General features: G+C 73.2%; 24 protein-coding genes. 9 read left to right on the forward strand and 15 right to left on the reverse strand.

The window, feature by feature from the left end; genetic code table 11:
- Positions 1-134: 134 nt before the first annotated feature.
- Entirely contained in the window at positions 135-1,031 is an 897-nt protein-coding gene (locus tag ACFV46_RS08225; RefSeq protein ID WP_385497465.1) for a hypothetical protein, read from the reverse strand.
- A 180-nt stretch (positions 1,032-1,211) separates the two neighbouring features.
- Entirely contained in the window at positions 1,212-2,690 is a 1,479-nt protein-coding gene (locus ACFV46_RS08230) for a glutamate--cysteine ligase (RefSeq protein ID WP_361929078.1), read from the reverse strand.
- A 303-nt stretch (positions 2,691-2,993) separates the two neighbouring features.
- On the opposite strand from ACFV46_RS08230, the gene ACFV46_RS08235 reads away from it, so the two are divergent.
- Positions 2,994-4,211, forward strand: a complete 1,218-nt coding sequence (locus ACFV46_RS08235; protein ID WP_385497466.1) for an MFS transporter — start codon at positions 2,994-2,996, stop codon at positions 4,209-4,211.
- A 49-nt stretch (positions 4,212-4,260) separates the two neighbouring features.
- Complete coding sequence (locus ACFV46_RS08240) at positions 4,261-4,545, forward strand: DUF6332 family protein (protein WP_361929082.1); 285 nt, start codon at positions 4,261-4,263, stop codon at positions 4,543-4,545.
- On the opposite strand, the gene ACFV46_RS08245 is transcribed toward ACFV46_RS08240, so the two are convergent.
- The 3 genes from ACFV46_RS08245 to ACFV46_RS08255 form a co-directional block, all read right to left on the reverse strand.
- Positions 4,506-5,171: a response regulator transcription factor gene (locus tag ACFV46_RS08245; RefSeq protein ID WP_361929084.1), complete on the reverse strand. Its 666-nt coding sequence runs from the start codon at positions 5,169-5,171 to the stop codon at positions 4,506-4,508. The genes ACFV46_RS08240 and ACFV46_RS08245 overlap by 40 nt on opposite strands.
- On the reverse strand, positions 5,168-6,433 hold the full coding sequence (locus ACFV46_RS08250) for a sensor histidine kinase (protein WP_385497467.1): 1,266 nt from the start codon (positions 6,431-6,433) through the stop codon (positions 5,168-5,170). The genes ACFV46_RS08245 and ACFV46_RS08250 overlap by 4 nt, the downstream gene beginning before the upstream one ends.
- Positions 6,434-6,525: 92 nt before the next feature.
- Positions 6,526-7,218 carry a TetR/AcrR family transcriptional regulator gene (locus tag ACFV46_RS08255; RefSeq protein WP_385497469.1) on the reverse strand — a complete coding sequence of 231 codons (693 nt, stop codon included), beginning with the start codon at positions 7,216-7,218 and terminating at the stop codon, positions 6,526-6,528.
- Between the two features lie 156 nt (positions 7,219-7,374).
- Between ACFV46_RS08255 and ACFV46_RS08260 the strand changes: the two genes are divergently transcribed.
- The gene (locus tag ACFV46_RS08260; RefSeq protein ID WP_376729814.1) at positions 7,375-7,824 is read left to right on the forward strand and encodes a nitroreductase/quinone reductase family protein; all 450 of its coding nucleotides are present in this window, start codon (positions 7,375-7,377) and stop codon (positions 7,822-7,824) included.
- An 18-nt stretch (positions 7,825-7,842) separates the two neighbouring features.
- On the opposite strand, the gene ACFV46_RS08265 is transcribed toward ACFV46_RS08260, so the two are convergent.
- Positions 7,843-9,081: a geranylgeranyl reductase family protein gene (locus ACFV46_RS08265; protein ID WP_361929095.1), complete on the reverse strand. Its 1,239-nt coding sequence runs from the start codon at positions 9,079-9,081 to the stop codon at positions 7,843-7,845.
- 133 nt (positions 9,082-9,214) lie between these two features.
- On the opposite strand from ACFV46_RS08265, the gene ACFV46_RS08270 reads away from it, so the two are divergent.
- Positions 9,215-10,570 carry a dipeptidase gene (locus ACFV46_RS08270; RefSeq protein ID WP_361929097.1) on the forward strand — a complete coding sequence of 452 codons (1,356 nt, stop codon included), beginning with the start codon at positions 9,215-9,217 and terminating at the stop codon, positions 10,568-10,570.
- Between the two features lie 37 nt (positions 10,571-10,607).
- Here the strand turns inward: ACFV46_RS08270 and ACFV46_RS08275 are convergent, their stop codons facing one another.
- The 3 genes from ACFV46_RS08275 to ACFV46_RS08285 form a co-directional block, all read right to left on the reverse strand.
- The gene (locus ACFV46_RS08275; RefSeq protein ID WP_361929099.1) at positions 10,608-11,651 is read right to left on the reverse strand and encodes an NUDIX domain-containing protein; all 1,044 of its coding nucleotides are present in this window, start codon (positions 11,649-11,651) and stop codon (positions 10,608-10,610) included.
- Positions 11,652-11,797: 146 nt separating this feature from the next.
- Positions 11,798-12,127 carry a hypothetical protein gene (locus tag ACFV46_RS08280; RefSeq protein ID WP_361929167.1) on the reverse strand — a complete coding sequence of 110 codons (330 nt, stop codon included), beginning with the start codon at positions 12,125-12,127 and terminating at the stop codon, positions 11,798-11,800.
- Between the two features lie 31 nt (positions 12,128-12,158).
- On the reverse strand, positions 12,159-13,151 hold the full coding sequence (locus tag ACFV46_RS08285; protein ID WP_385497470.1) for a TIGR01777 family oxidoreductase: 993 nt from the start codon (positions 13,149-13,151) through the stop codon (positions 12,159-12,161).
- A gap of 184 nt (positions 13,152-13,335) precedes the next feature.
- Between ACFV46_RS08285 and ACFV46_RS08290 the strand changes: the two genes are divergently transcribed.
- Positions 13,336-15,357, forward strand: coding sequence for an NPCBM/NEW2 domain-containing protein (locus tag ACFV46_RS08290; protein WP_385497472.1), 2,022 nt, complete (start codon positions 13,336-13,338; stop codon positions 15,355-15,357).
- 19 nt (positions 15,358-15,376) lie between these two features.
- On the opposite strand, the gene ACFV46_RS08295 is transcribed toward ACFV46_RS08290, so the two are convergent.
- Positions 15,377-16,330, reverse strand: coding sequence for an ROK family protein (locus ACFV46_RS08295; RefSeq protein ID WP_385497473.1), 954 nt, complete (start codon positions 16,328-16,330; stop codon positions 15,377-15,379).
- Between the two features lie 171 nt (positions 16,331-16,501).
- On the opposite strand from ACFV46_RS08295, the gene ACFV46_RS08300 reads away from it, so the two are divergent.
- Together ACFV46_RS08300 and ACFV46_RS08305 are read left to right on the forward strand one after the other, a co-directional pair.
- Positions 16,502-17,599 carry a LacI family DNA-binding transcriptional regulator gene (locus ACFV46_RS08300; protein ID WP_361929109.1) on the forward strand — a complete coding sequence of 366 codons (1,098 nt, stop codon included), beginning with the start codon at positions 16,502-16,504 and terminating at the stop codon, positions 17,597-17,599.
- A gap of 6 nt (positions 17,600-17,605) precedes the next feature.
- Positions 17,606-18,382 carry a hypothetical protein gene (locus ACFV46_RS08305; RefSeq protein WP_376729819.1) on the forward strand — a complete coding sequence of 259 codons (777 nt, stop codon included), beginning with the start codon at positions 17,606-17,608 and terminating at the stop codon, positions 18,380-18,382.
- A 22-nt stretch (positions 18,383-18,404) separates the two neighbouring features.
- Here the strand turns inward: ACFV46_RS08305 and ACFV46_RS08310 are convergent, their stop codons facing one another.
- The 5 genes from ACFV46_RS08310 to ACFV46_RS08330 form a co-directional block, all read right to left on the reverse strand.
- Positions 18,405-19,703: a DUF6986 family protein gene (locus ACFV46_RS08310; RefSeq protein ID WP_385497474.1), complete on the reverse strand. Its 1,299-nt coding sequence runs from the start codon at positions 19,701-19,703 to the stop codon at positions 18,405-18,407.
- 187 nt (positions 19,704-19,890) lie between these two features.
- Entirely contained in the window at positions 19,891-20,853 is a 963-nt protein-coding gene (locus tag ACFV46_RS08315; RefSeq protein ID WP_361929118.1) for an electron transfer flavoprotein subunit alpha/FixB family protein, read from the reverse strand.
- A 51-nt stretch (positions 20,854-20,904) separates the two neighbouring features.
- Positions 20,905-21,693 (reverse strand): electron transfer flavoprotein subunit beta/FixA family protein, encoded by a 789-nt coding sequence (locus ACFV46_RS08320; RefSeq protein WP_385497476.1) that lies wholly within the window; start codon positions 21,691-21,693, stop codon positions 20,905-20,907.
- 242 nt (positions 21,694-21,935) lie between these two features.
- Positions 21,936-22,445: a flavin reductase family protein gene (locus ACFV46_RS08325; protein WP_385497477.1), complete on the reverse strand. Its 510-nt coding sequence runs from the start codon at positions 22,443-22,445 to the stop codon at positions 21,936-21,938.
- 209 nt (positions 22,446-22,654) lie between these two features.
- The gene (locus tag ACFV46_RS08330; RefSeq protein ID WP_361929124.1) at positions 22,655-23,068 is read right to left on the reverse strand and encodes a thioredoxin family protein; all 414 of its coding nucleotides are present in this window, start codon (positions 23,066-23,068) and stop codon (positions 22,655-22,657) included.
- Positions 23,069-23,144: 76 nt separating this feature from the next.
- On the opposite strand from ACFV46_RS08330, the gene ACFV46_RS08335 reads away from it, so the two are divergent.
- Both ACFV46_RS08335 and ACFV46_RS08340 read left to right on the forward strand, forming a co-directional pair.
- On the forward strand, positions 23,145-23,561 hold the full coding sequence (locus ACFV46_RS08335) for a DUF4395 domain-containing protein (protein ID WP_376729822.1): 417 nt from the start codon (positions 23,145-23,147) through the stop codon (positions 23,559-23,561).
- Positions 23,562-23,748: 187 nt separating this feature from the next.
- Positions 23,749-24,483, forward strand: a complete 735-nt coding sequence (locus ACFV46_RS08340; protein WP_361929130.1) for a lysophospholipid acyltransferase family protein — start codon at positions 23,749-23,751, stop codon at positions 24,481-24,483.
- The last annotated feature ends 78 nt before the right edge of the window (positions 24,484-24,561 follow it).

Here is a 24,561-nt window from a genome sequence, read left to right on the forward strand (position 1 = left end):
CCTGAGTGCCACCAACTGCTCCTGCCGGTGCCGGGCGCGCCGGGACGGCGGCCGGCTCCTTCCAGCATGACCTCAGGCGCGCTGTTTCGCGGTGTCACCGTCACGTGACGGTGATCTCAGGCGGGGTGCGGAGGTCAGCCGAGGCAGAGCAGGTCGAGCACGCAGAGCTGGGCGGGCGAGGTGCCCTGCGGGGCCTGGGGGTCGTTCGGCGCCGGGGTGGCGCCGGTGCCCGTCTCGTCCGTGGGGGCCGGGTCGGGCGTCTGCTGCTGCCCGCCGGGCGAGGTGCCGCCGCCGGTGACGGGTTGTGTGGTGGCGGGCGCGGAGGACGGCTGGGTGCGGGACGTCCGCGAGCTGTCCGAGTCCGGGGTGGAGGCGGCGTCCGGGCGGGTGAGCCGCCGGCTGGTGTGCGAGGAGGACACGGGTTCCCGCGCCACGTCGGTGGCCGTGGGCCGTGCGGTCGGGGTGCTGTCACGCGGGGCCTCGGAACCGTCGGGGACGGTCGCCGCCGGGCTGGTGGGCTCGATGTGCCGCTGCCCGGACAGGTCGGTGTGCGGCTGTTCGGGTGCGGTGGCCGCCTGGGCCCGGTCGCCGGACTGGCGGTCCAGGGAGGTCAGGGTGAGTCCGCCGCCGACGAGGGCCACGGCGGTGGCGACCACGGCCCGGCGCTGGTTCTTCTTCCAGCGGGCCCGCTGGCGCCGCCGGGCGGCCCGGCCCTGGGACCCGGCGGTCACGGCCTCGGCGCCCTCGACGTCCTCGGCGATGTCCGGGGCGTCCTCGGCCGGGCCGGCGGCGCGCGTCGTCCCGTCGTGGAAGGAGGCGTCGAACCAGGGCCCGGTGTCCGCCTGCCTCGCGGACGGATGCCCGGGGGACGGGTGTCCGGCGGACGGATGCCTGCCGGACGCGGCCGGGCCCGGTGTGGCCGGCTGGGCGGGACCCGCCACGGAGGGAGCGATGTCCGGGGCGTAGGCGCCGCACCCGGGGCACACGAGAGCCCCGTTGAGGTGCCGGCGGCACGAGGAGCAGTAGTCCATCGGTGGTCTTCCTGGGTTGCCTGCGCCATCGGGCTCAGCCGCGGCCTGGTCGTGTTCGCGCCGGGGGCCGAACGGCCAGAACGCTAACGAGACCATGGACGGGCCGTGTGCAGCCCGAGTGATACTCCTGCGCAGATCCGGCGGGAAGTGTGCGGGCGCCGGTGCCCGCGGTGGGCCCGGTCAGTCCACCGGCCAGGTGTGCGCGGCCGCGTTGAGATGCATGTAGTCCATGTACGCCATGGTCATCCGGCGCAGGGCCTCCCGCCGGTCGGTGGACGTGCCCTTCTCGAACAGGTGCACCATCTCGGCCTGCCAGAGAGCGCCGTTGCGCCCGGTGACACAGCGCTGCTCGATGATGCCGAGCAGCGGCTCCCGCCACGCGGTGTCCATGCCGGCCAGCTCCAGGCCCCGGTGGGCCAGCGGCAGCAGCCTCCTCAGCACCAGTTCGGTGACGGGGACCTCGCCCACGCCCGGCCAGAACAGGCGGGCGTCGATGCCGTCGCGGGCGGCCGTGTGCAGGTTCTCCTCGGCCGCCGCGAACGACATCCGCGACCAGACGGGCCGGTCCTCGTCGACCAGGGCGCGGGTGAGGCCGTAGTAGAAGGCGCCGTTGGCGATGGTGTCGGACACGGTCGGTCCGGCGGGCAGGACGCGGTTCTCGATGCGCAGGTGCGGTCCGCTGTCGGTGACGGCGTAGACGGGCCGGTTCCAGCGGTAGATGGTGCCGTTGTGCAGGGTCAGCTCGCCCAGTTCGGGGGCCTGGCCGAGTTCGTGCAGCGCGCGCGGGTCCTCGTCGTCGCACAGCGGCAGCAGGGCCGGGAAGTAGCGCACGTTCTCCTCGAACAGGTCGAAGACGCTGGTGATCCAGCGCTCGCCGAACCACACCCGCGGCCGGACGCCCTGGGCCTTGATCTCCACCGGGCGGGTGTCCGTGGCCTGCTCGAACAACGGGATCCGGGTCTCGCGCCACAGTTCCCGGCCGAAGAGGTACGGGGAGTTCGCGGCCAGGGCGATCTGCACACCGGCGATCGCCTGGGCGGCGTTCCAGTAGGCGGCGAAGTCCTTCGGCGCGACCTGGAGGTGGAACTGGGTGCTGGTGCAGGCGGCCTCGGGGGTGATCGTGTCCGCGTACGTGGACAGGCGCTCCTCGCCGTCCACGGCGATGCGCAGGTCCTCGCCGCGCGCCGCGAAGATCTGCTCGTTGAGCAGCCGGTAGCGCGGGTCGCCGGACAGCGCCGCCTCGCCGACGTCGTCCTCGCCGAGGGTGGGCAGGATGCCGATCATGATGAGATGGGCGCCGAGCGCCGAGGCGCGGTCCTCGGCGTGGTTGAGGGCGTCGCGGATCGCCTGCTCCCAGGCTCCGGGGCCGCCGGTGGTCAGTTCCCGGGGCGGGATGTTGATCTCCAGGTTGAAGCGCCCGAGCTCGCTGTCCCAGGCCGGGTCGGCGATGGCCTGGAGCACCTCGGTGTTCCGCATGGCAGGCAGCCCGTCGTCGTCGACGAGGTTGAGTTCGATCTCGAGCCCGACCCGCGGGCGCTCGCTCTCGAACGTCGACTCGCGCAGCATCTGCGCCAGCACGTCGAGACAGGTGTGCATCTTCTCCCGGTAGCGGCGGCGGTCCTCCCGCGTGAACACCAGGGCCGGCACATCGCGTCCCATGGGGCCCTCCCGAGTTCCCTCGGCGGTCACCTTTCCGGTCCCAGAGTCCCACCTCGGACGCCACCCGGACAGCCGGGGCGTGAGAGGCGTACGGCAGAACGCTTGAGTGGGTCTTCTGCCGGACCGCAACGGACCAGGGGGCCCGGCGACTCGGTGGCCGGGCGTCGACGCGCCGGGTGAGCCGTGGGCATGCTGACGCCTCCTGTGGGACCTGTCCCCGGCCACCTCACCGCCGTCTCCTGAGGGCGAACCCACAGGTCGGAGGGGATTGCCTCCTGCCGGGGACCCGCCTAGCCTGCATTTGTGCCGCAAATAAACAAATCACGGTCGCACAGCGTCGTGCGCCGCCCCCTCAGCCCGCTCGGCCGTCTCCGCGTCGCCATCACCGTCTTCTTCGCCCTCGACGGCTTCCTCTTCGCCGGCTGGGTGGTCCGTATCCCCGCCATCAAGCAGCAGACCGGCGCCTCCGCCAGCGCGCTCGGCCTCGCCCTCCTCGGCGTCTCGGCCGGGGCCGTGGTCACCATGGTGTTCACCGGGCGCCTGTGCCGCCGCTACGGCAGCCACCAGGTCACCGTCGTCTGCGCCGTCCTGCTCAGCCTCAGCGTCGCCCTGCCCCCGCTGGCCCACTCGGCCCTCACCCTCGGCCTCGTCCTCCTGCTGTTCGGCGCCGCGTACGGCGGCATCAACGTGGCCTTCAACAGCGCCGCCGTCGACCTGGTGACCGCGCTGCGCCGGCCGGTCATGCCCAGTTTCCACGCGGCGTTCAGCCTCGGCGGCATGGCCGGTGCCCTGCTCGGCGGGCTGGTCGCCGGGGCCCTCTCCCCCACGCGGCACCTGGCGGGCCTCACCCTCGTCGGGCTGGCGGTGACCGCCGTGGCGGGACGCACCCTGCTGCGGCACGACCCGCCGGCCGGCGCGGCACCGGACCGGCCGAGCGCCGCGCCCGGCCGCCGGGACCCCCGCACCCGCCGGCTGGTGATCGTCTTCGGGCTGATCGCCGGCTGCACGGCCTACGGCGAAGGGGCCATGGCGGACTGGGGCGCGCTGCACCTGGAGGAGGACCTGGGGGCCGCGCCGGGTGTCGCCGCGCTCGGCTACTCCTGTTTCGCGCTGTCCATGACGGTCGGCCGGCTCACCGGTACGACCCTGCTCGAACGCCTCGGGCACGGCCGGACCGTCGTCGCCGGCGGCGCCACCGCGGCGGCCGGGATGCTGCTCGGCTCCCTCGCCCCGTCCCTGTGGGCGGCCCTCCTGGGCTTCGCGGTCACCGGGCTCGGCCTGGCCAACCTGTTCCCGGTGGCCGTCGAACGCGCCGGTACGGTCGCCGGGCCGGGCGGTGTGGCCCTGGCCTCCACGTTCGGCTACAGCGGCATGCTCCTGGGGCCCCCGGCGATCGGGTTCATGGCGGACTGGTTCTCCCTGCCCGTGGCCCTCACCAGCGTCGCCCTGCTGGCGGCGGTCGCCACGCTCATCGGGGCCGGGACGCGGCGTGCGGTGCCGGACCGGCCGGGCACGGTGTGAGCCGCCCGGCCCGCTTGTTCCGGCTCGCACGCGGTGTGAGACTCGCCCCATGAGTGACCACGGGGGACGGCGCGGGCAGGCGGAGCGGGACGCGATCACGATCGAGATCGGCTACGCGCTGTGCAGCGCGGCGTTCGCGGCGGCCGTGGTGTGCGGCGCGGTCGTGGGACCGGTGTTCGTGTTCGACGTGCCGCCCGGTGTGCGCCGCGCCGTCCTGGCCGTGGGCTCCGCCGTGGCCGCTGTGCTGTTCGTGGTCCGGGTCGTGAGCGTGCTGACGCGGTTCCGGCCGGGCGCTCAGCCCAGCCAGCCCGGCCGTACCAGGCCGGACTCGTAGGCCAGCACCACCAGTTGGGCCCGGTCGCGGGCGCCCAGCTTCACCATCGTGCGGCTGACGTGGGTCTTCGCGGTGAGCGGGCTGACCACCAGGCGGCGGGCGATCTCCTCGTTGGACAGGCCGATGCCGACCAGCGTCATCACCTCGCGTTCCCGTTCAGTCAGCCGGGCCAAAGCGTCGGCGGCCGCGGGTTCCTTGGAGCGGGCGGCGAACTCGGCGATCAGCCGCCGGGTCACGCCCGGCGACAGCAGCGCGTCCCCGTCGACCACCGCCCGGACGGCGCGCAGCAGTTCGTCCGGCTCGGTGTCCTTCACCAGGAACCCCGAGGCGCCCGAGCGGATCGCCTCGAAGACGTACTCGTCGAGCTCGAAGGTGGTGAGCATGACCACCTTCACGTCCTCCAGCGCGCCGTCCCCGGTGATCCGGCGGGTCGCGGCGAGCCCGTCGAGCACGGGCATCCGGATGTCCATGAGCACCACGTCCGGCCGCAGTTCGCGCACCGCGCGCACCGCCGCCTCGCCGTCCGCGGCCTCCCCCGCCACCTCGATGTCGGGCTGCGCGTCGAGCAGGGCCCGGAAACCGGCCCGCACGAGCGACTGGTCGTCGGCGAGCAGTACGCGGATCACCGGTCCTCCTCCTGAGGGGTCGCGTTCTTCGCGCGCTTCGGCGTCGTGAGCGGCAGGACGGCCAGGACCCGGAATCCGCCGTCGCCGCGCGGGCCCGCCTCGATGGTGCCACCGAGCGCGGCGGCACGCTCCCGCATTCCGGCCAGCCCGTTGCCGCTGCCGCCCGCGTCGGCGCCGGTCGCGGGTCCGTCGTCGTCGACGCACAGGCTGAGCGTCGCCCCGTCCGCCTGCTGGAATCGCACGCGCGCGTGCCGCGATCCCGAGTGGCGTACGACGTTGGTGAGGGCCTCCTGGACGATCCGGAACGCCGCGAGGTCCGTGCCCGGCGGAAGCGGTGGCGGCTGGCCCTCGACCTCGACGGTGAGTCCGGCGCCGGCCGCCTGGGCCACGAGTTCGGGCAGCCGGGCGAGGCCGGGGGCGGGGGCCCGGGGGGCGGCGCCGGGGGCGCGGAGGGTGTCGAGGACCTGGCGGACCTCGCCGAGCGCCTCCTTGCTCTGCGCCTTGATGGTGGTGAGCGCGGTGCGCGCCTGCTCGGGGTCGGTGTCCAGGAGGGCGAGGCCGACCCCCGCCTGGACGTTGATCACCGAGATGCTGTGGGCGAGGACGTCGTGCAGTTCGCGGGCGATCCGCAGCCGTTCCTCGTCGGCGCGCCGCCGCGCCGCCTGGGCCCGTTCGGCCCGTTCCCTCGCCCACTGTTCCCGGCGGGCCCGCGCCAGCTCCGACACCGCCACGACGGCGGCGACCCAGGCGGCGACGACCGCCTCCTGCCCCCAGGGGGCGGGCCCGTCCCCGGCGGGCGGCAGCAAGCGGTACAGCCAGTGGCCGACGAGGACATGCCCCGCCCACAGGGCCCCGACGGCCGTCCACGCGGACCGCCGGTGCCCGGTCACGACGGCGTTGAAGCAGGCCACGGCGACCGTCAGGAAGACCGGGCCGTAGGGGTAGCCGGCGGCCAGGTAGAGCAGGGCGGCCGCCGAGGTGCCGAAGACGACCGGCACCGGGTACCGCCCGCGCCACAGCAGCAGGGCCGACGCCGCGAACAGCAGCGCCCGCGCGAAGGGGTCGAGGTCCTGACGCCCGTCGTGCTGCCCGCGGGCCGCGAACGAGGACCCGGCCAGCACCATGACGGTGACCAGCACGGTGGAGCGCCAGGGCCACCGGGGAGCGCGCTCCCCGTCGTCGTCCCGGCGGTTCCACCACGGCGGCACGTGCCGCCACCACGCCGGTGGACCGCCGGGCCGGTGCGCCTGCTGCTCGTCCATGACGGCCACGCTAGACGCGACGGCCACGGGGTGGCGTCACCCGCGTGTGGTGATCACGCGTACTCCCCATGAAGTACGCCCCTGCTCGCCGCTCAGCGCACCCCGACCTCGTGGGCGATGCGGATCGCCGCGCGCCGGAAGAACGGCGGCCGGTCCTCCACGACCCGGTTGAACTGGCCGAAGAGCTCGAAGCCGACCAGCCCGAACAGCTCGGCCCAGGCGGCGATGAGGGCCACGACCGTCGCCGGGGGCAGGTCGGGCGCGAGGTCGGCCGCCATGCGCCCGGCCTCGGCGGTCAGGTCGTCCGGCAGCTCGGGCGCGTCGGCGAGGACGCCCTGCTCGTGGGCGTCGCGCACGATGCCGATGAACAGCAGCCCCACGCGTGAGGCGGCCGGGACCGTGGTCATGGGAGCGGTGTAGCCGGGCACCGGCGACCCGTAGATCAGCGCGTATTCGTGCGGGTGCTCCAGCGCCCAGGTGCGGACGGCCTCCGCGACCGCCGTCCAGCGCTCCAGCGGCGCGGCGCCGGCGACCCGCTCGTTCGCCGCCTCGGCGGACGCGCCGAGGGAGTCGTACGCGTCGATGATGAGGGCGGTCAGCAGGTCGTCCCGGCTCGGGAAGTACCGGTAGAGCGCGGAGGAGACCATGCCGAGGGAACGGGCGACGGCGCGCAGCGAGAGCCGGGACGCGCCCTCCCGCGCGAGCTGTCTGCGCGCCTCCTCCTTGATGGCGGCGGTCACTTCCATCCTCGCGCGGGCCCGTGCGCCCTGTGGGGTGCTGCTCATACCGCGCAGTCTTCCATGAAATCAGAGCGGTGCACACATTGGAGAGCACTGCTCTTGCTCTGGATCACTGTTCTCGTGCAGACTGTTCTCGAGCGAGAGCAGTGCTCTCGAAGTCCGGTCTCCGGGCCGTCCGGCCCGTCATCCAAAGGGGTCACCATGTCGTCGCCGTACTACCTCAAGGGCAGCCCGCTCAACGTCCGGTTCAACAACGTCGTCGGCTGGCTCGCCCGCCACGGCCTGAGCATCGCGGGCACGGCGGAGCTGTCCGTGCGCGGCCGCACGAGCGGGAAGATGCAGCGCGTCCCGGTCAACCCGCACGTCCTCGACGGTGTGCAGTACCTCGTCTCGGCCCGCGGGCACTCCCAGTGGGTGCGCAACATGCGTGTCGCCGGCGGCGGTGAGCTGCGGGTGGGCCGCAAGGTGCGCACGTTCACCGCGGTGGAGCTGCCCGACGAGGAGAAGCTCCCGATCCTGCGCACCTACCTGGAGAAGTGGGGCTGGGAGGTCAACCAGTACTTCCAGGGTGTGACCGCGAAGTCCACCGACGAGGAGATCGCCGCCTGCGCCCCGGACCACCCCGTCTTCCGGATCACGGTCGACGGGTGAGGTCCCTGGAGGCGCTCGTCAGGAGGCCGGCTGCTCGCCCGCGGACGCCTGCCGGCGGTCCAGCGCGCTCAGGGCGCGGTGCGCCATCGGGTGGGTGCGGACGATCTCGGCGAGGGTCGTCGAGCCGCGGGTGATGTCCGTGAACGCCTTCCAGGCCGGCCGGAACCCGGTCAGCACCGCGTGGAAGATGCCGGGCCGGCGCTCGAACACCGTCAGCAGCCGCTTGCCGACGCTCATCTCCACGCCGAGGCCCGCCTTGACGGCGAACGCGTAGTTCAGCGCCTGGCGCCGGGTGTCGACCGCGTCGTGCGCCTCGGCGACGCGCACCGCCCACTCCCCCGCGAGCCGGCCCGACCGCAGCGCGAAGGAGATGCCCTCGCGGGTCCACGGCTCCAGCAGACCCGCCGCGTCACCGCACACCAGCACCCGTCCGCGCGAGAGCGGCGAGTCCTCCGCGCGGCAGCGCGTCAGATGGCCCGAGGAGATGCTCGGTTCGAACCCGGCGAGCCCGAGCCGCCCGATGAACTCCTCCAAGTACCGCTTGGTCGCGGCGCCTTCGCCGCGCGCGGAGATCACGCCGACCGTCAGGGTGTCGCCCTTGGGGAACACCCAGCCGTAACTGCCGGGCATCGGGCCCCAGTCGATGAGCACCCGGCCCTTCCAGTCCTCGGCGACCGTCTCCGGCACCGGGATCTCCGCCTCCAGGCCGAGGTCGACCTGGTCGACCTTCACCCCGACATGCGCCCCTATGCGGCTGGCGCTGCCGTCCGCGCCCACCACGGCCCGGGCGAGGACGGTCTCCCCGCCCTGCAGGACGAGGGCGACGCTGCGCCGGTCCGGCACGGCCGAGCCGTGCTGCTCGACGCGCTGCACGGTGACGCCGGTGCGCAGCTCGGCGCCGGCCTTCTGCGCGTGCTCGACGAGCCGCTGGTCGAACTCGGGCCTGTTGATGAGCCCGAACAGCGTCTGCCGGGAGCGGCGGGTGCGCGCGAAGCGGCCGTTGTGGGAGAAGGTCACCGCGTGCACCCGGTCCCGCAGCGGGAGCTCGAAGCCGGGTGGGAGGGAGTCCCGCGAGGGGCCGATGATGCCGCCGCCGCACGTCTTGTACCGGGGCAGTTCGGCCTTCTCCAGCAGCAGCACGCGCCTCCCGGCGACCGCCGCCGCGTAGGCGGCCGAGGCACCGGCCGGACCCGCACCCACCACGACGACGTCCCAGACCTGCCGCACGTCGTCCGCCGAAGAGTTCTCGCTGCTCACGATGGCCTACTGCTCCCGCTCTGTTCGCCGCCCGATGCTGTCCCCCGCATCCTACGGCGGGCGTCGTCGCAGGCCACTGTGGGAGGATCACAGCACTCACGCGTACAACGTCGCACCCACAAGGAGCGTGCCCATGTCGTCGATCCCGGTCGCCGAGACCGTCGCCTCGCTGATGCCGCGGGCGAAGGCGGAGCTCACCGAGCTGGTGGCCTTCAAGTCGGTGGCGGACTTCGACCAGTTCCCCAGGAGCGAGAGCGAGGGGGCCGCCCGCTGGGTCGCCGACGCGCTGCGCGCGGAGGGCTTCGAGGACGTCGCCCTGCTGGACACCCCCGACGGCACCCAGTCGGTGTACGGCTACCTGCCGGGCCCCGAGGGCGCGAAGACCGTGCTGCTGTACGCCCACTACGACGTGCAGCCCCCGCTGGACGAGGCGGGGTGGGACACCCCGCCCTTCGAGCTGACCGAGCGCGACGGCCGGTGGTACGGGCGCGGGGCCGCCGACTGCAAGGGCGGCGTGATCATGCACCTGCTGGCGCTGCGCGCGCTCAAGGCGAACGGCGGCGTCCCGGTGCATGTGAAGGTGATCGCCGAGGGCTCCGAGGAGATGGGCACCGGCGGCCTGGAGCGGTACGCCGAGGCGCACCCCGAGCTGCTGAAGGCCGACACCATCGTGATCGGCGACGCGGGCAACTTCCGGGTCGGCCTGCCGACGGTCACCACGACGCTGCGCGGCATGACGATGGTCCGCGTGCAGATCGACACCCTCGCCGGGAACCTGCACTCCGGCCAGTTCGGCGGGGCCGCGCCCGACGCGCTGGGCGCGCTGATCCGCGTGCTGGACTCGCTGCGCGCCGAGGACGGTTCGACGACCGTCGACGGGCTCACCGGCGACTCGTCCTGGGAGGGACTGCGGTACGACGAGGCGCAGTTCCGCGCCGACGCCAAGGTGCTCGACGGCGTGGAGCTGATCGGCTCCGGCACGGTCGCGGACCGGATCTGGGCCCGCCCGGCGGTGACGGTCCTCGGCATCGACTGCCCGCCGGTGGTCGGTGCCACCCCGTCCGTGCAGGCGAGCGCCCGCGCCCTGGTGAGCCTGCGGGTGCCGCCGGGCGTGGACGCGGCCCAGGCCACCAAGCTGCTCCAGGCCCACCTGGAGGCGCACACGCCGTGGGGCGCGCGGGTGAGCACCGAGCAGATCGGGCAGGGCCAGGCGTTCCGCGCCGACACGACCAGCCCGGCGTACCAGGCGATGGCGGACGCGATGGCGGTGGCGTACCCGGGCGAGGAGATGCAGTACGCCGGCCAGGGCGGCTCGATCCCGCTGTGCAACACGCTCGCCTCGCTCTACCCGGAGGCGGAGATCCTCCTGATCGGCCTGAGCGAGCCCGAGGCGCAGATCCACGCCGTGAACGAGAGCGTCTCCCCGCAGGAGCTGGAGCGGCTGTCGGTCGCCGAGGCGCTGTTCCTGCGCAACTACGCCGGGAGCTGAGCCGGCGGCGGGGGGCACGCCGGTGCCCCCCGCCCGTTCAGGACGGTGCCGGGGTCCCCGCCTCGAGGTACAGCGCCGCCCCGCGCTCACGGGCCCGCAGCGCCCACCGCAGCCGTTCGTAGCGCACCGGGGGCAGCAGCTCGGCGGCCTCGGCCTCGGTGACGAAGCGCCAGTCCCGCAGCTCGGGTCCGGGCAGCACCAGCCGCTCGGCGTCGGCGGAGTCCAGCCGGCCGCCGTCGAACAGCAGCCGCAGACCGCCGTAGCGGGGCGGTTCGGGGCGCTCCCAGTCGACCACCAGGAGCCGCGGCACGTCCTGGAGCCGTATCCCGGTCTCCTCCGTGACCTCGCGCATGCCGCCGCGCGCGGGCGCCTCGCCGGGTTCGACGACACCGCCGGGGAACTCCCAGCCGGCCTTGTACGTGGGGTCGACCAGCAGGACGCGGTCCCGCTCGTCGAAGAGGAGCACCCCGGCGGCGAGGGTCTCGGCGGTGGGCTCCGGCGTCTGCACGATGTCGCAGACCGGCACCTCGCCGCTGCCGACCGCCGCGGCGATCCGCACGGCGGTCTCGTACGGCGTCAGACAGCTGTTGTCGACCGGGTGGGCGTCCGCCACCAGCCACGCGGCGAGCGCGGCGCGGTAGGGCTCGATGTGGTCGTAGGACCACTGCCGGACGCGTATCTCGCCGTCGGGCGGGTCGGGCGGTATCTCGCGCCCCGCTATCCGCTTGCGCAGGATCGTTTCCGCCGGGGCGAGGAGGACATGCTGGACGGCGATGCGGCGGGCGGCGAGACCGCCGAAGATCTCGTCGCGGTACTCCTGGCGGAGCAGGGTCATGGGGACCACGAGCGTCCCGCCGAGCTCGGCGTGCAGCGCCGCCGCGGTGTCGATCACCAGGCGCCGCCAGATCGGCAGGTCCTGGAAGTCGCCGACCTCGGCCAGGTGTTTGGGCGGCAGCAGGTGGGTGAGCGCCGCGCCGATGACCTCGGGGTCGAAGAGCGTGCTGTTCGGGATCAGCTCGATCAGCTCCCGTGCGGTGGTGGTCTTCCCCGCACCGAACGCGCCGTTGATCCAGACGATCACGGTTCCCCCTCTTCTGTTGGCCCCCTGTGGCTTGCCCGCTCCACACTGCCACGGAAACCACTCCGAGGAGAGGGCGCATGACGACGGCGCCGCCCTCCGCTCGGGAGCGGGGGTGCGGCGCCGTGCGGGCGGTCCGGAGGGGCCTGTCAGCCCTTCTTCCCGGCGGTGCGGTGCGGGGCGTCGTTCACGGCCCGGTCCGCTTCCCGGTTGACGGCCTCGCCGAAGGTCGTAAGGGCCTGGTCCACATTGACGCCCGCGAGCTTGGTCGCACCGGTCGTGCCGAGGCCGTCGATCTTCTTCCCGCTCACATCCACCCCGGCGGCCTTGATCTGTCCGCCGGTGAGACCGGGCAGCCCGGTGTCGGGGGCGCCGGTCCCGGGAGGGCCGGCCAGCTCGGCCGAGTGCGACGGGGTGACGGCGGCGACGACGAATCCGGTGGCCAGGGAGGCGATGGCGAGCATGCTGCGCTTCTTCATGGCCGGTTCAACTGCGAAAACGGCCGGACGGTCACGCCCCGGCCCCGGACGGATCGGACGACGGCCGGACTCGGGCCGCGCGCCGGACCTCCCGGCGCCGCCCGACGAGCTCGCGGGCCGCGTCCGGCCAGTCCGGGTGGGTGAAGCGGAAGCCCGCGTCGAGCAGTCGGCCGGGGACCACCCGGCGGCTCTTGAGCAGGAGTTCGGTGTCGGAGCGCAGCACGAAGGCGCCGATCTCGGCCATCGCCTTCGTCGCGGGCAGACCGACGGGGACGCGCGCGGCGGAACGCAGGGCGCTCATGAAGGCGCGCTGCGGCAGTGGCCCCGGGGCGGCGAGGTTGACCGGCCCGGCCAGGTCGTCCCGGGCGATCAGATGCTCGGCGGCGCGGACGAAGTCGTGCTCGTGGATCCAGGAGACGTACTGCCGGCCACCCGCGACGGGTCCGCCGAGCCCGAGGCGCGCCAGCCGCAGCAGGACGTCGAACACGCCGCCCCGGTCCGGGCTCATGACCATCGCGGAGCGCAGGGCCACCTTGCGGGTGCCCGGGGTGTCCGCCTCGTCCAGGGCCCGCTCCCAGGCCTTGGCGATGTCGACGCTGTAGGACCAGTAGCCCGGCACATCGGGTTCCCGGCCGCCGATGACGCCGGTCGCCTCGTCGTGGGGCGCGTCGAAACGGTGGGCGTAGACGGTGGCCGTGCTCATCTGGAGCCAGACGCGCGGCGGCCGGGCGGCGCGGGCGATCGCCTCGCCGACGATCTCGGTCGAGCGCACCCGCGAGTCCATCATGGCCTTGAGGTTGGGCGCGGTGTAGCGGCAGCTGACGCTGCGTCCGGCCAGGTTGACGACGACGTCGCTGCCGTCGATCTCCGCCGCCCACGGCCCCAGGGTCGTGCCGTCCCAGCCGACCTGGCCCGCCCGGGCCGGGCGCCTGGTCAGGACGACGACCTCGTGGCCGGCCGCCGTGAGTGCGCGGTTCAGGATCGCGCCGACCTGCCCGGTGCCCCCGGGGATGACGATCTTCATGGGGTTCCCCTCTCGTACGGGATGACCCTAGCCCATATTTGAACGCGTTCAAAACCTCAAACGCCCCCCGTTTGCGGAGACTTCAAGTCCGACCACTTTCCAACACAGTCCGACAGGTTCTAACGTGAACCGAACCATGACGCGTACATGACGCCACCCTTTGCAGGGACGGAGGAACGTGACCATGCGTCACCTTCACACCCGCACCATCCGGACGAGACTGATCGGGACGCTCACCGCGGCACTGCTCTGCGCGGCCGGGCTCGCCACGCCCGCGGCGGGCGCCGTGAGTGCCGCTCCCTCGGCTCCCGCCGTGGACGACGGTCTCGCCCTGACCCCGCCCATGGGCTTCAACAACTGGAACTCCACCCACTGCCGTGCCGAGTTCGACGAGGCCATGGTCAAGGGCATCGCCGACCTCCTGGTCGAGAAGGGGCTCAAGGACGCCGGATACCGGTACGTCAACCTCGACGACTGCTGGGCGCTGCCCTCCCGGGACGCCGACGGCAAGCTGGTGCCCGACCCGGCCCGCTTCCCGCACGGCATCAAGGCGGTCGCCGACTACGTCCACGCCAAGGGGCTGAAGTTCGGGATCTACACGAGCGCCGGCACCAAGACCTGCGACAGCACCGGCTTCCCGGGCGCGCTCGGCCACGAGTACAGCGACGCACGGCAGTTCGCCGACTGGGGCGTCGACTACCTGAAGTACGACAACTGCAACAACCAGGGCGTGGACGCCCGGCAGCGCTACACGACCATGCGCGACGCGCTGCGGGCCACCGGCCGCCCCATCGTCTACAGCATCTGCGAATGGGGCGAGAACAAGCCCTGGGAGTGGGCCGCCGATGTCGGCCACCTGTGGCGCACGACCGGCGACATCAGCGACAACTGGGGTTCGATGCTGTCGATCCTCAAGCAGAACCTGCCGCTCGCGGACCACGCGGGCCCCGGCCACTGGAACGACCCCGACATGCTGGAGGTCGGCAACGGCGGCATGACCGGCACCGAGTACCGCTCGCACTTCTCGCTGTGGGCGATCATGGCCGCGCCGCTGCTCATCGGCGCCGACCTGCGCACCGCCTCCGCGGAGACCTTCGAGATCCTCGGCAATCGCGAGGTCGTCGCCGTCGACCAGGACCCCCTGGGCCGGCAGGGCAGGGTCGTCTCCTCCGAGGGCGGGCGCTGGGTCGTCGCCAAGGAGATGAGGGACGGCAGCCGCGCGGTGGCGCTGTTCAACGAGTCCGACACCGCCCAGCGCGTCACGACGACCGCCGAGGAGGTCGGGCTGCCCGCCGCCGACGCCTACACCCTGCGCGACCTGTGGCGGCACCGCACCTACAACACGGCGGGCACGATCTCCGCGACGGTGCCCGCGCACGGCACCGTCCTGGTCCGCGTCGCCGCCGACGGCCGGTGGGCCCAGCACCCGCCCGCGGTCGAACTCGGCCTGGACGGCGGCCTGCTGTTCGAGCCCGGCCGGACGGTCCCGCTGACGTCCACGGTCACCGATCTCGGGCGTACGGCCGCCCGGCAGGTGTCCGTGTCCCTGTCCGGGCCCGCGGGCTGGTCCCTGCGGCCGACGTCACCGGCCACCTCGCCCGCACTGCCCACGGGCCGCACCCTGCGTACCGGCTGGGAGGTCACCGTCCCCCGGGGGACGCCCACGGGGCCGTACGCCCTCACGCTCACCGTGCGGCACCGCCCACCGGCCGGCGACCGGGTCGAGACCACACTGCCGCTCACCGCGACCGTGGTGACCGCGCCGCCCGCGGGGACCTCGGAACTCGGTGACCTGCCCTGGCTGTCGGCCACCAACGGATGGGGGCCGGTCGAGCGCGGCACCAGCAACGGCGAGAGCGCGGCGGGCGACGGGAACCCGATCACCATCGGCGGGGTCGTGTACGGCACCGGGCTCGGCGTCCACGCCGCGAGCTCGGTCGGCTACTACACGGGCGGCGCCTGCGAGACGGTGACGGCCCACGTCGGCGTGGACGACGAGGAGGGCGCGGACGGGAGCGTCGTCTTCGAGGTCTGGGCGGACGGCACGAAGGCCGCCTCGACCGGCGTCCTGACCAACGCCATGCCGGCCCGGCCGCTCACCGCGGACGTGACCGGCGCGCAGGTGGTCCGGCTCGTCGTCACCGACGGCGGCGACGGCGTCACCTCGGACCACGGGGACTGGGCCGAGGCGCGGCTGAGCTGCTGAGGCGCCCTCCGGGCGAGGGTCAGACCCCCGCCGCGGCCACGCCCGTCCGGCCGGCGAGCGCGGCCGCGGCGGCACCGACCAGCCCGGCGTCGGTGCCCATCCGGGCGGGCGCGACGGTCAGGCTCCGGACGAAGGACAGGGTCGCGTAGTCGGCGAGGGCCTTGCGCAGCGGTGTGAACAGGACGTCGCCGGCCTTGCCGACACCGCCGCCGATCACCGCTATGTCGATCTCCACGAGGGTCGCGGTGGCCGCGATCCCGGCGGCCAGGGCCCGCGCGGCCCGCTCGAAGGAGGCCACGGCCACCGGGTCGCCCTCGCGCGCGGCGGCGGCGACCGCGGCGGCCGAGGTGTCGCCGTCCGGTCCGGGCCGCCAGCCGCCGTCCAGGGCGCGGCGGGCGATGTTCGGGCCGCTCGCGATGCGCTCCACGCAGCCGCGCGAGCCGCACGGGCACAGGTCGCCGTCGAGGTCCACGCTGATGTGACCGATGTGGCCCGCGTTGCCGGTGGGTCCCGGGTGCAGCCGCCCGCCCAGCACCAGGCCCCCGCCGACGCCCGTGGAGACGACCATGCACAGCGCGTTGTCGTGACCCTGGGCGGCCCCCTGCCAGTGCTCGGCCGCGGTGATGGCCACGCCGTCGCCGATCAGCTCGACGGGCAGCCCGCCGGTCGCCTCCCTGACCCGGCGGACCAGCGGATAGCCGCGCCAGCCGGGGACGTTCACGGGGCTCACGGTGCCCGCCGAGGCGTCCACCGGTCCCGCGCTGCCGATCCCGAGCGCCGAGACCCGCCCCCACGAAGGAGAGGCGGCGAGTTCCTGGACGACCTCCTCGACGGCCCGCATCACGGTCTCGCCGTCCTCCTGCGCCGGAGTCGGGCGCTGCGCCCGGAGGGCGATCGTGCCGTGACCGTCCACCAGCGCCCCGGCGATCTTGGTGCCGCCGATGTCGAGCGCAGCCACGAGGTCGTTGTGCATCTGAGTCAGTTCTCCCCGTCAACCATTCGGAACTCCCGCCCACGACGACGGGAATCGGACGCGCCGGTCTGGCGGTGGGGGCGCAGGCCGGAGATTGCGGTGGACAGTCTCTCCTGGATCTGACAACGTTGTCCAGGCTCTATGCTCGACGCCACATCCTCATACAAGCCCATGGACCGACGCATCCCCGTGGACGAGAACAGGACAGGACACCGCATCGTGCCCGAGACCATCCGCCGTTCCGACCGACTTCCCGAGAGCCGCTACGGCAACCGGCCGACCATGAAGGACGTCGCGGCGCGTGCCGGAGTCGGGCTGAAGACCGTCTCGCGCGTGGTCAACGGGGAGCCCGGAGTCACACCGGAGACGGAGCGCCGCGTCCAGGAGGCCATCGACGCCCTGGGCTTTCGCCGCAACGACAGCGCCCGCGTGCTGCGCAAGGGCCGCACGGCGAGCATCGGCCTGGTCCTGGAGGACCTCGCGGACCCCTTCTACGGCCCGCTGAGCCGCGCGGTGGAGGAGGTGGCGCGGGCGCACGGCGCCCTGCTCATCAACGGCTCCAGCGCCGAGGACCCCGACCGTGAGCAGGAGCTGGCGCTCGCGCTGTGCGCCCGGCGCGTGGACGGGCTGGTGGTCATCCCGGCCGGTGACGACCACCGCTATCTGGAGCCGGAGCTGAAGGCCGGCGTCGCGACCGTGTTCGTGGACCGCCCGGCCGGTCAGATCGACGCCGACTGCGTCCTGTCGGACAACTTCGGCGGGGCCCGCGACGGCGTGGCCCACCTGATCGGCCACGGGCACCGGCGGATCGGCTTCATCGGCGACATGCCCCGTATCCACACGGCCGCCGAACGGCTGCGCGGCTACCGGGCCGCCATGGAGGACGCCGGGATAGCGGTGGAGGACGCCTGGATGTCCCTCGGGGTGACCGACCCCGAGCGGGTGCGCCGGGCCGCGGAGGACATGCTCAAGGGCCCCTCCCCCGTCACCGCGATCTTCACCGGCAACAACCGGGTGACGGTCACCGTGATCCGGGTGCTCGCCGCGCAGAGCCGCCGGGTCGCCCTCGTGGGCTTCGACGACATCGAGCTCGCCGACCTGCTGCAGCCCGGGGTCACCGTCGTCGCCCAGGACGCGGCGGCCCTCGGGCGTACGGCGGCCGAGCGGCTGTTCAGCCAGCTGGACGGCACCCTGGTCGCTCCCGAGCGCATCGAACTGCCGACCAGGCTCGTCACCCGTGGCTCGGGCGAGCTGCCGCCCGAGGACTGACCGGGCATGGACGGCACGTCCGAGGCGGGTCCGGCGGCGGGTGACGACCGCACGCTGGAGGCGCTGGGCCTGGCCGAGGCGCCCCACGACCATCCGCTGCTCTACCCGGGCGCCTGGCCGGCCGACTCCGCGCTCCTCGACGGTGACCGGCTCCTGCCGCTGGAGCGCCTGGTGCACGACGACCGGACCCCGGTCCTCGCGGTGGGCTCCAACGCCTGCCCCGCCCAACTGCGGCGCAAGATGCGGGCGTTCGGGATCGACTCCCCGGTGCCGCTGGTGAGGACACGGGTGACGGGTCTCGCCGTGGGCGTCTCTGCCCACGTGAGCCGCGGGGGCTACCTGGCCGCCGCGCCCTTCCTCGCGCCCGGCCGCGTCACCGAGCTGTTCGTGACCTGGCTGGACGAGGAGCAGCTCGCGGTCATCGACGCCAGCGAGGGCGTGCCCCGGTCCGACGGCAACTACGCCCGCGCGTGGCTGCCCGCGCCGGACGTACGGATCGGCCTGGCGGACGGCAGGACGCTGCCCGGCGCCTTCGTCTACGTCAACCGCCACGGCGTCCTGCACGACGGCACGGGCGCGCCGCGCACCCACCCGGGCCAGCGTCCGCTGCTCACCGGACTGCTGTCGGGGTCGGCCCGGTTGCGGAAGCTGTTCGGCGTCACGCCCGAGGAGTTCAGCGCGCGGGTGCGCGAGGACGTGCGGCTGTGCGCGCTCGGCACGGCGGTGTTCGCGCAGGAGAAGCTGGTGACGGCGTCGGGGCTCGAGCCGTACCTCGGGGCCTGACATCAGCGGGGCGGCGCCGGCCTCAGCTTCCGGACGCCGTCAGGTCGCCGCGGCGGGGTGAGGCGTAGCCCTCCAGGTCGGCGCGGGTCAGACCGGTGAGCCGGGCCACCTCGCCGATGTCGAGGGCGCCGCAGTCCAGGCCGCGCAGCAGATGACCGCTGAGCGCCTTGGCGGTGGCGGGCTCGTCCATGACGTCGCCGTCGGCCCGGTTGGCGTACCGGGCGAGCCGGGCGGCGGCCTGCTGGAACCCCTCGCGATAGAAGGCGAAGACGGCGGCGTAGCGGGTGGGCAGGTGGCCCGGGTGCATGTCCCAGCCCTGGTAGTAGGCGCGGGCGAGGGCGCGGCGGGTGAGGCCGTAGTGGAGCCGCCAGGCCGCGTGGACCTGCTCGGCCGGGCCGACGGGCAGGACGTTCGTCGAGCCGTCGCAGACGCGTACGCCGGTGCCGGCCGCGGCGACCTGCATGACCGCCTTGGCGTGGTCGGCGGCCGGGTGGTCACTGGCCTGGTGGGCGGCGGAGACGCCGAGGCAGGCGCTGTAGTCGAACGTGCCGTAGTGCAGTCCGGTGGCGCGGCCCTGCGCGGCCTGGATCATACGGGCGACGGTGGCGGTGCCGTCGGCGGCGAGGATGGCCTGGCTGGTCTCGATCTGGATCTCGAAGCCGATCCGGCCGGCGTCCAGGCCGTGCGCCTTCTCGAACTCCTCCAGGAGCCGCACCATGGCGGTGACCTGCTCGGCGTAGGTGACCTTGGGCAGCGTCAGGACCAGTCCGCCGGGCAGGCCGCCGGCCTCCATCAGACCGGTCAGGAAGATGTCGAGGGTGCGGATGCCCCGCGCGCGGACGGGCGCCTCCATGCACTTCATGCGGATGCCCATGTACGGGGCGGCCGTCCCGTCCCGGTACGCCTGGGCGATCAGCCGGGCAGCGCGGGCGGCGGCCTCGTCCTCCTCGGCGTCGGGGCGGGCGCCGTAGCCGTCCTCGAAGTCGACGCGCAGGTCCTCGACGGGCTCGCGCTCCAGCTTGGCGCGGACCCGCGTGTACACCGGCTCGGCGAGTGCGTCGGAGAGGCCGAGCACGGCGGCGAACGACGCGGCGTCGGGGGCGTGTTCGTCGAGGGCGGCGAGGGCCCGGTCGCCCCAGGAGCGGACGGTGTCGGCGGCGAAGGCGTCGCCGGGGACGTAGACGGTGTGGACGGGCTGACGGGTACCGGGGTCCCCGGGGTAGCGGCGCTCCAGTTCGGCGTCGACGGGGGCGAGGGAGGCGTCGATCTCCTCGCTGACGGCGCCCGCGAGGCTCGTCGTCACCTTCTCCTGCTGACCCATGGCCGCACCCTCCGCTTCCGCCCCACGAATTCAACAATCTGTTGAACGACCGTATCCGGAGTGCTTCTCCCTGGTCAACACCGTGTCCACGGGCGGCCGGTCCGTACACCCCCGCCCATCATGCGACGCACGAGGCCCCCGTGACCGTCGGAAACGGTCACGGGGGCCTCGGTGTGCCGGGTGGGGATCAGCCCTTGCGGGCCTTGATCTCCTCGGTCAGGGCCGGGACGACGTCGAACAGGTCGCCGACGACGCCGTAGTCCACCAGCTCGAAGATCGGGGCCTCGGCGTCCTTGTTGATCGCCACGATCGTCTTCGAGGTCTGCATGCCCGCGCGGTGCTGGATCGCGCCGGAGATGCCGGAGGCGATGTACAGCTGCGGCGAGACCGACTTGCCGGTCTGGCCGACCTGGTTGGTGTGCGGGTACCAGCCGGCGTCCACCGCGGCACGCGAGGCGCCGACGGCCGCGCCGAGGGAGTCGGCGAGGGCCTCGATGATCGAGAAGTTCTCGGCGCCGTTGACGCCACGGCCGCCGGAGACGACGATCGCGGCCTCGGTCAGCTCCGGGCGGCCGGTCGACTCACGCGGCGTGCGCGCGGTGACCTTGGTGCCGGTGGCCTTGTCGGAGAAGGTCACCGACAGGGCCTCGACCGCGCCTGCGGCCGGGGCGGCCTCCACGGCGGCCGAGTTCGGCTTGACCGTGATGACCGGGACGCCCTTGGAGACACGGGACTTGGTGGTGAAGGACGCGGCGAACACCGACTGGGTGGCCACCGGGCCCTCGTCGCCGGCCTCGAGGTCGACGGCGTCGGTGATGATGCCGGAGCCGATGCGCAGCGCCAGACGGGCGGCGATCTCCTTGCCCTCCGCGGAGGAGGGGACCAGCACGGCGGCCGGGGAGACGGCCTCGACGGCGGCCTGCAGGGCCTCGACCTTCGGTACGACCAGGTAGTCGGCGTACTCGGCGGCCTCGTGGGTGAGGACCTTGACGGCGCCGTGCTCGGCGAGGGTGGCGGCGGTGTCACCGGCACCGTTGCCCAGCGCGACGGCGACCGGCTCGCCGACGCGGCGGGCCAGCGTCAGCAGCTCCAGGGTGGGCTTGCGGACGGCACCGTCCACGTGGTCGACGTAGACGAGAACTTCAGCCATGGGATTGCTCTCCTGCGAAACGAAGTTGAGGGGCGGTCGGCGTGTCGAGCCTTAGATGAACTTCTGGCTCGCGAGGTACTCGGCGAGCTGCTTGCCGCCCTCGCCCTCGTCCTTGACGATCGTGCCGGCGGTGCGGGCCGGACGCTCGGCCGCGCCGTCGACCACGGTGTAGGCACCCTCGAGACCGACCTCCTCGGCCTCGATGTCGAGGTCCGACAGGTCCCAGGACTCCACCGGCTTCTTCTTGGCGGCCATGATGCCCTTGAAGGACGGGTAGCGCGCCTCGCCCGACTGGTCCGTGACGGACACGACGGCCGGCAGGGAGGCCTCCAGCTGCTCGGAGGCGGCGTCGCCGTCACGGCGGCCCTTGACGGTGCCGTCCTCGACGGAGACCTCGGACAGCAGGGTGACCTGCGGGACGCCCAGGCGCTCGGCCAGCAGGGCCGGGACGACGCCCATGGTGCCGTCGGTGGAGGCCATGCCGGAGACGACCAGGTCGAAGCCGGCCTTCTCGATCGCCTTGGCCAGCACCAGCGAGGTGCCGATGGCGTCGGTGCCGTGCAGGTCGTCGTCCTCGACGTGGATGGCCTTGTCGGCACCCATGGACAGCGCCTTGCGCACGGCGTCCTTGGCGTCCTCCGGGCCCACGGTCAGGACGGTGACCTCGACGTCGTCGTCGGAGTTCTCGGAGATCTGCAGCGCCTGTTCGACCGCGTACTCGTCGAGCTCGGAGAGCAGACCGTCCACGTCGTCCCGGTCGACGGTCAGGTCATCGGCGAAGTGCCGGTCGCCAGTGGCGTCGGGCACGTACTTCACAGTGACAACGATCCTCAAGCTCACGCCGGCTCTCCTACTGCGTCGACATTTCTCTGCTGCCTCTTGCAGGCAGCATAGGCGCCCCAAGCGGCCGATCCCGATCGGGGCGACCCGCGCCCCGAGCGAAATATTACTCGTCAGTACACCCAGTTCGTTCCCGCTAAGCAAGCGCTTTGAACTGTGACCTTCGCAACGCAGCGTAATCGGAATCCGACGGCGCCGCAGAACACGGGGAGCGCCTGATCGGTCACATGGCCGCGGTGACCTCAGTCACGCAGCGCGGTGAACCGGCCCTGGTGGTACAGCAGGGGGCGGCCCTGCCCGGAGGGGTCGCCGAGGGCGACCTCGGCCAGCACGATGCGGTGGTCGCCCGCCGGGACGCGCGCCACCACCCGGCACACCATCCACGCGAGCACGCCGTCGAGCACCGGGACCCCCTCGGGGCCCTCCCGCCAGACGGTGGGCGCGCCGAAGCGGTCGGCGCCGCTGCGGGCGAAGGTCGCGGCCAGGTCCCGCTGGTGCTCGCCGAGTATGTGGACGCCGACGTGGTCCGTCGCGGCGATGGCCGGCCAGCTGGAGGCGCCCGCGCCCACGCCGAAGGACAGCATCGGCGGTTCGGCGGAGACGGAGCTGAGGGAGGTCGCCGTGAAGCCCACGGGCCCGCTCTCACCGCGGGCGGTGATCACCGCCACCCCGGCGGCATGGCGCCGGAACAAGGAGCGGAGCAGGTCGGGGGAGGCGAGCTGGGCGGATTCCAGGCCGGGAGAGGCCGTCATGGAGTTGTCCTTCTGCGAGGGGAGTCGGGGCGGTCCGTGGCGCTTCAACAGCCCGGACAGCGCGCGCCCACGGTGCGGGCCGGGTCGGCGGGGGCCCGTCCGGAGAGAAGGAGTTCCTCACACATACGGTCAGGCTGACGATAGGTGGTCCACACAGTCAAGTGCGTTCCGTCATGTGGGAGATGACTCACCTTCGGCGTCACGGCCCCTCAGACCGCCTCGCCCAGAGCCGCGATCACGTCCGCCTTGCGGGGCTGCCCGGTGGCCCGCCGCACGACGGCTCCGTCGGCGTCGAGGACCAGCACGGTCGGCGTCTTGAGGATGTCGAGCCGGCGTACGAGGTCGAGGTGCTCCTCGGCGTCGATCTCGATGTGCCGCACGCCCGGCACCATGCCGGCGACCTCGCCCAGCACCCGCCGGGTGGCCCGGCAGGGGGCGCAGAAGGCGCTGGAGAACTGCACGAGCGTCGCGCGCTCGCCGAGCTCGCCGCCCAGCTCGCCCGCGCCGAGCCGCTTCCCGTCGTCGCGCCCGCGCACCCGTACCCTCCCGTTCCGCCGCCGCTGCAGCACTCCGTAGGCGCTCGCCACCGCGAGCACCGCCACGCACACCATGAGTCCGGTCATCACCCTGCTCAAGCATTCACGCGACTGCAAAGATTCCCGCCTCCCGGAAGCCTGTCCGCTGCGGAATGCTTGATTCATGGACATCGACGTGAGGGGGCCGCGCTTCGGGGCGGCCGTGACGACCGTGGTGCTGGCGGTCGTCCTGGTCACCGGGAGCGCCTGGCTGCTGGCCTGGCAGACGCTGGCGTTCGCGCTCGGCGCCGCGGGCGGGGTGGGGCGCTCGCCGTACGGGGTGCTGTTCCGCCGGGTGGTGCGGCCGCGGCTCGGGCCGCCGACCGCCTTCGAGTCGCCGGAGCCGCCGCGCTTCGCCCAGGCGGTCGGGCTGGTCTTCGCGGGCCTCGGTCTCGTCGGCTACGCGCTGGGGCCGCAGTGGCTGGGCCTGGCGGCCACCGGTGCCGCGCTGGCGGCCGCGTTCCTGAACGCCGTCTTCGGGTACTGCCTGGGGTGCGAGATGTACCTGCTCGTAAAGCGGCTGACGGTGCGTGCCGGGTAAAGAACGATCAAAAGCACGAGGTCGATCATGGCGTGGACGTGACGAGGATCTCGCGGCTTCCGGGCACTTGGGCTTGGCCGTCGGCCGTTCTTCGGGCACGATCGGCGACAAGCCGTAAACCTACGGCTGCGTAACTTACCTCTGGGAGCTTCCTTCCCAGGCACTGAAGGAAGGGTCCACCCCGTCCATGGCAGAGCTTGTCTACCGTCCTGTCGTCGGTTTCGCCCAGACACTGTTCAAGGTGTGGGACCTCAAGATCGACTGCAAGGGGTCGGAGAACATTCCGCGCTCGGGCGGCGCCGTGCTGGTGAGCAATCACATCAGCTACCTGGACTTCGTCTTCAACGGCCTGGCGGCACTCCCCCAGAAGCGGCTCGTGCGCTTCATGGCCAAGGAGTCCGTGTTCCGGCACCGGATCTCCGGTCCCCTGATGCGGGGCATGAAGCACATCCCCGTGGACCGCAAGCAGGGTGAGGCGGCGTTCGCGCACGCGCTGGACTCGCTGCGCTCCGGCGAGGTCGTCGGGGTCTTCCCCGAGGCCACCATCTCGCAGTCGTTCACGCTGAAGAGCTTCAAGTCGGGCGCCGCCCGTCTGGCCCAGGAGGCCGGTGTGCCCCTGATCCCGATGGCCGTCTGGGGCACCCAGCGGCTGTGGACCAAGGGCCACCCGCGCAACTTCAAGCGCAGCCACATCCCGATCACCATCCGGGTCGGCGAGGCCATCGAGGCGTCCCGCGAGAAGTACGCCGGTGCCCTCACGCGCCAGCTGCGCGAGCGCGTCCAGGAGCTGCTGGAGGCCGCCCAGCGCGCCTACCCGGTGCGCCCGAAGGACGCCAACGACACCTGGTGGATGCCGGCGCACCTCGGCGGCACCGCCCCGACCCCGGAGCAGGTCCGCGCGGCGGAGAGCGCCGCGGGCTAGGACGGCCGGCCGCCATACATACGCGAACAGGCCGGCGTCACGAGGACGCCGGCCTGTTGTGTTGCCCGAGTCGAGTGA

The sequence above is a fragment of the Streptomyces sp. NPDC059852 genome, assembly GCF_042731455.1.
Classification (GTDB): Bacteria; Actinomycetota; Actinomycetes; order Streptomycetales; family Streptomycetaceae; genus Streptomyces.

Bases quoted from the DNA above. Each gene is read 5' to 3' on its own strand.
- ACFV46_RS08225 (WP_385497465.1), bottom strand. From the start codon at position 1,031: ATGGACTACTGCTCCTCGTGCCGCCGGCACCTCAACGGGGCTCTCGTG.
- ACFV46_RS08230 (WP_361929078.1), bottom strand. From the start codon at position 2,690: ATGGGACGCGATGTGCCGGCCCTGGTGTTCACGCGGGAGGACCGCCGC.
- ACFV46_RS08240 (WP_361929082.1), top strand. From the start codon at position 4,261: ATGAGTGACCACGGGGGACGGCGCGGGCAGGCGGAGCGGGACGCGATC.
- ACFV46_RS08250 (WP_385497467.1), bottom strand. From the start codon at position 6,433: ATGGACGAGCAGCAGGCGCACCGGCCCGGCGGTCCACCGGCGTGGTGG.
- ACFV46_RS08255 (WP_385497469.1), bottom strand. From the start codon at position 7,218: ATGAGCAGCACCCCACAGGGCGCACGGGCCCGCGCGAGGATGGAAGTG.
- ACFV46_RS08260 (WP_376729814.1), top strand. From the start codon at position 7,375: ATGTCGTCGCCGTACTACCTCAAGGGCAGCCCGCTCAACGTCCGGTTC.
- ACFV46_RS08270 (WP_361929097.1), top strand. From the start codon at position 9,215: ATGTCGTCGATCCCGGTCGCCGAGACCGTCGCCTCGCTGATGCCGCGG.
- ACFV46_RS08280 (WP_361929167.1), bottom strand. From the start codon at position 12,127: ATGAAGAAGCGCAGCATGCTCGCCATCGCCTCCCTGGCCACCGGATTC.
- ACFV46_RS08285 (WP_385497470.1), bottom strand. From the start codon at position 13,151: ATGAAGATCGTCATCCCCGGGGGCACCGGGCAGGTCGGCGCGATCCTG.
- ACFV46_RS08290 (WP_385497472.1), top strand. From the start codon at position 13,336: ATGCGTCACCTTCACACCCGCACCATCCGGACGAGACTGATCGGGACG.
- ACFV46_RS08295 (WP_385497473.1), bottom strand. From the start codon at position 16,330: ATGCACAACGACCTCGTGGCTGCGCTCGACATCGGCGGCACCAAGATC.
- ACFV46_RS08300 (WP_361929109.1), top strand. From the start codon at position 16,502: ATGGACCGACGCATCCCCGTGGACGAGAACAGGACAGGACACCGCATC.
- ACFV46_RS08305 (WP_376729819.1), top strand. From the start codon at position 17,606: ATGGACGGCACGTCCGAGGCGGGTCCGGCGGCGGGTGACGACCGCACG.
- ACFV46_RS08310 (WP_385497474.1), bottom strand. From the start codon at position 19,703: ATGGGTCAGCAGGAGAAGGTGACGACGAGCCTCGCGGGCGCCGTCAGC.
- ACFV46_RS08315 (WP_361929118.1), bottom strand. From the start codon at position 20,853: ATGGCTGAAGTTCTCGTCTACGTCGACCACGTGGACGGTGCCGTCCGC.
- ACFV46_RS08325 (WP_385497477.1), bottom strand. From the start codon at position 22,445: ATGACGGCCTCTCCCGGCCTGGAATCCGCCCAGCTCGCCTCCCCCGAC.
- ACFV46_RS08330 (WP_361929124.1), bottom strand. From the start codon at position 23,068: ATGACCGGACTCATGGTGTGCGTGGCGGTGCTCGCGGTGGCGAGCGCC.
- ACFV46_RS08335 (WP_376729822.1), top strand. From the start codon at position 23,145: ATGGACATCGACGTGAGGGGGCCGCGCTTCGGGGCGGCCGTGACGACC.
- ACFV46_RS08340 (WP_361929130.1), top strand. From the start codon at position 23,749: ATGGCAGAGCTTGTCTACCGTCCTGTCGTCGGTTTCGCCCAGACACTG.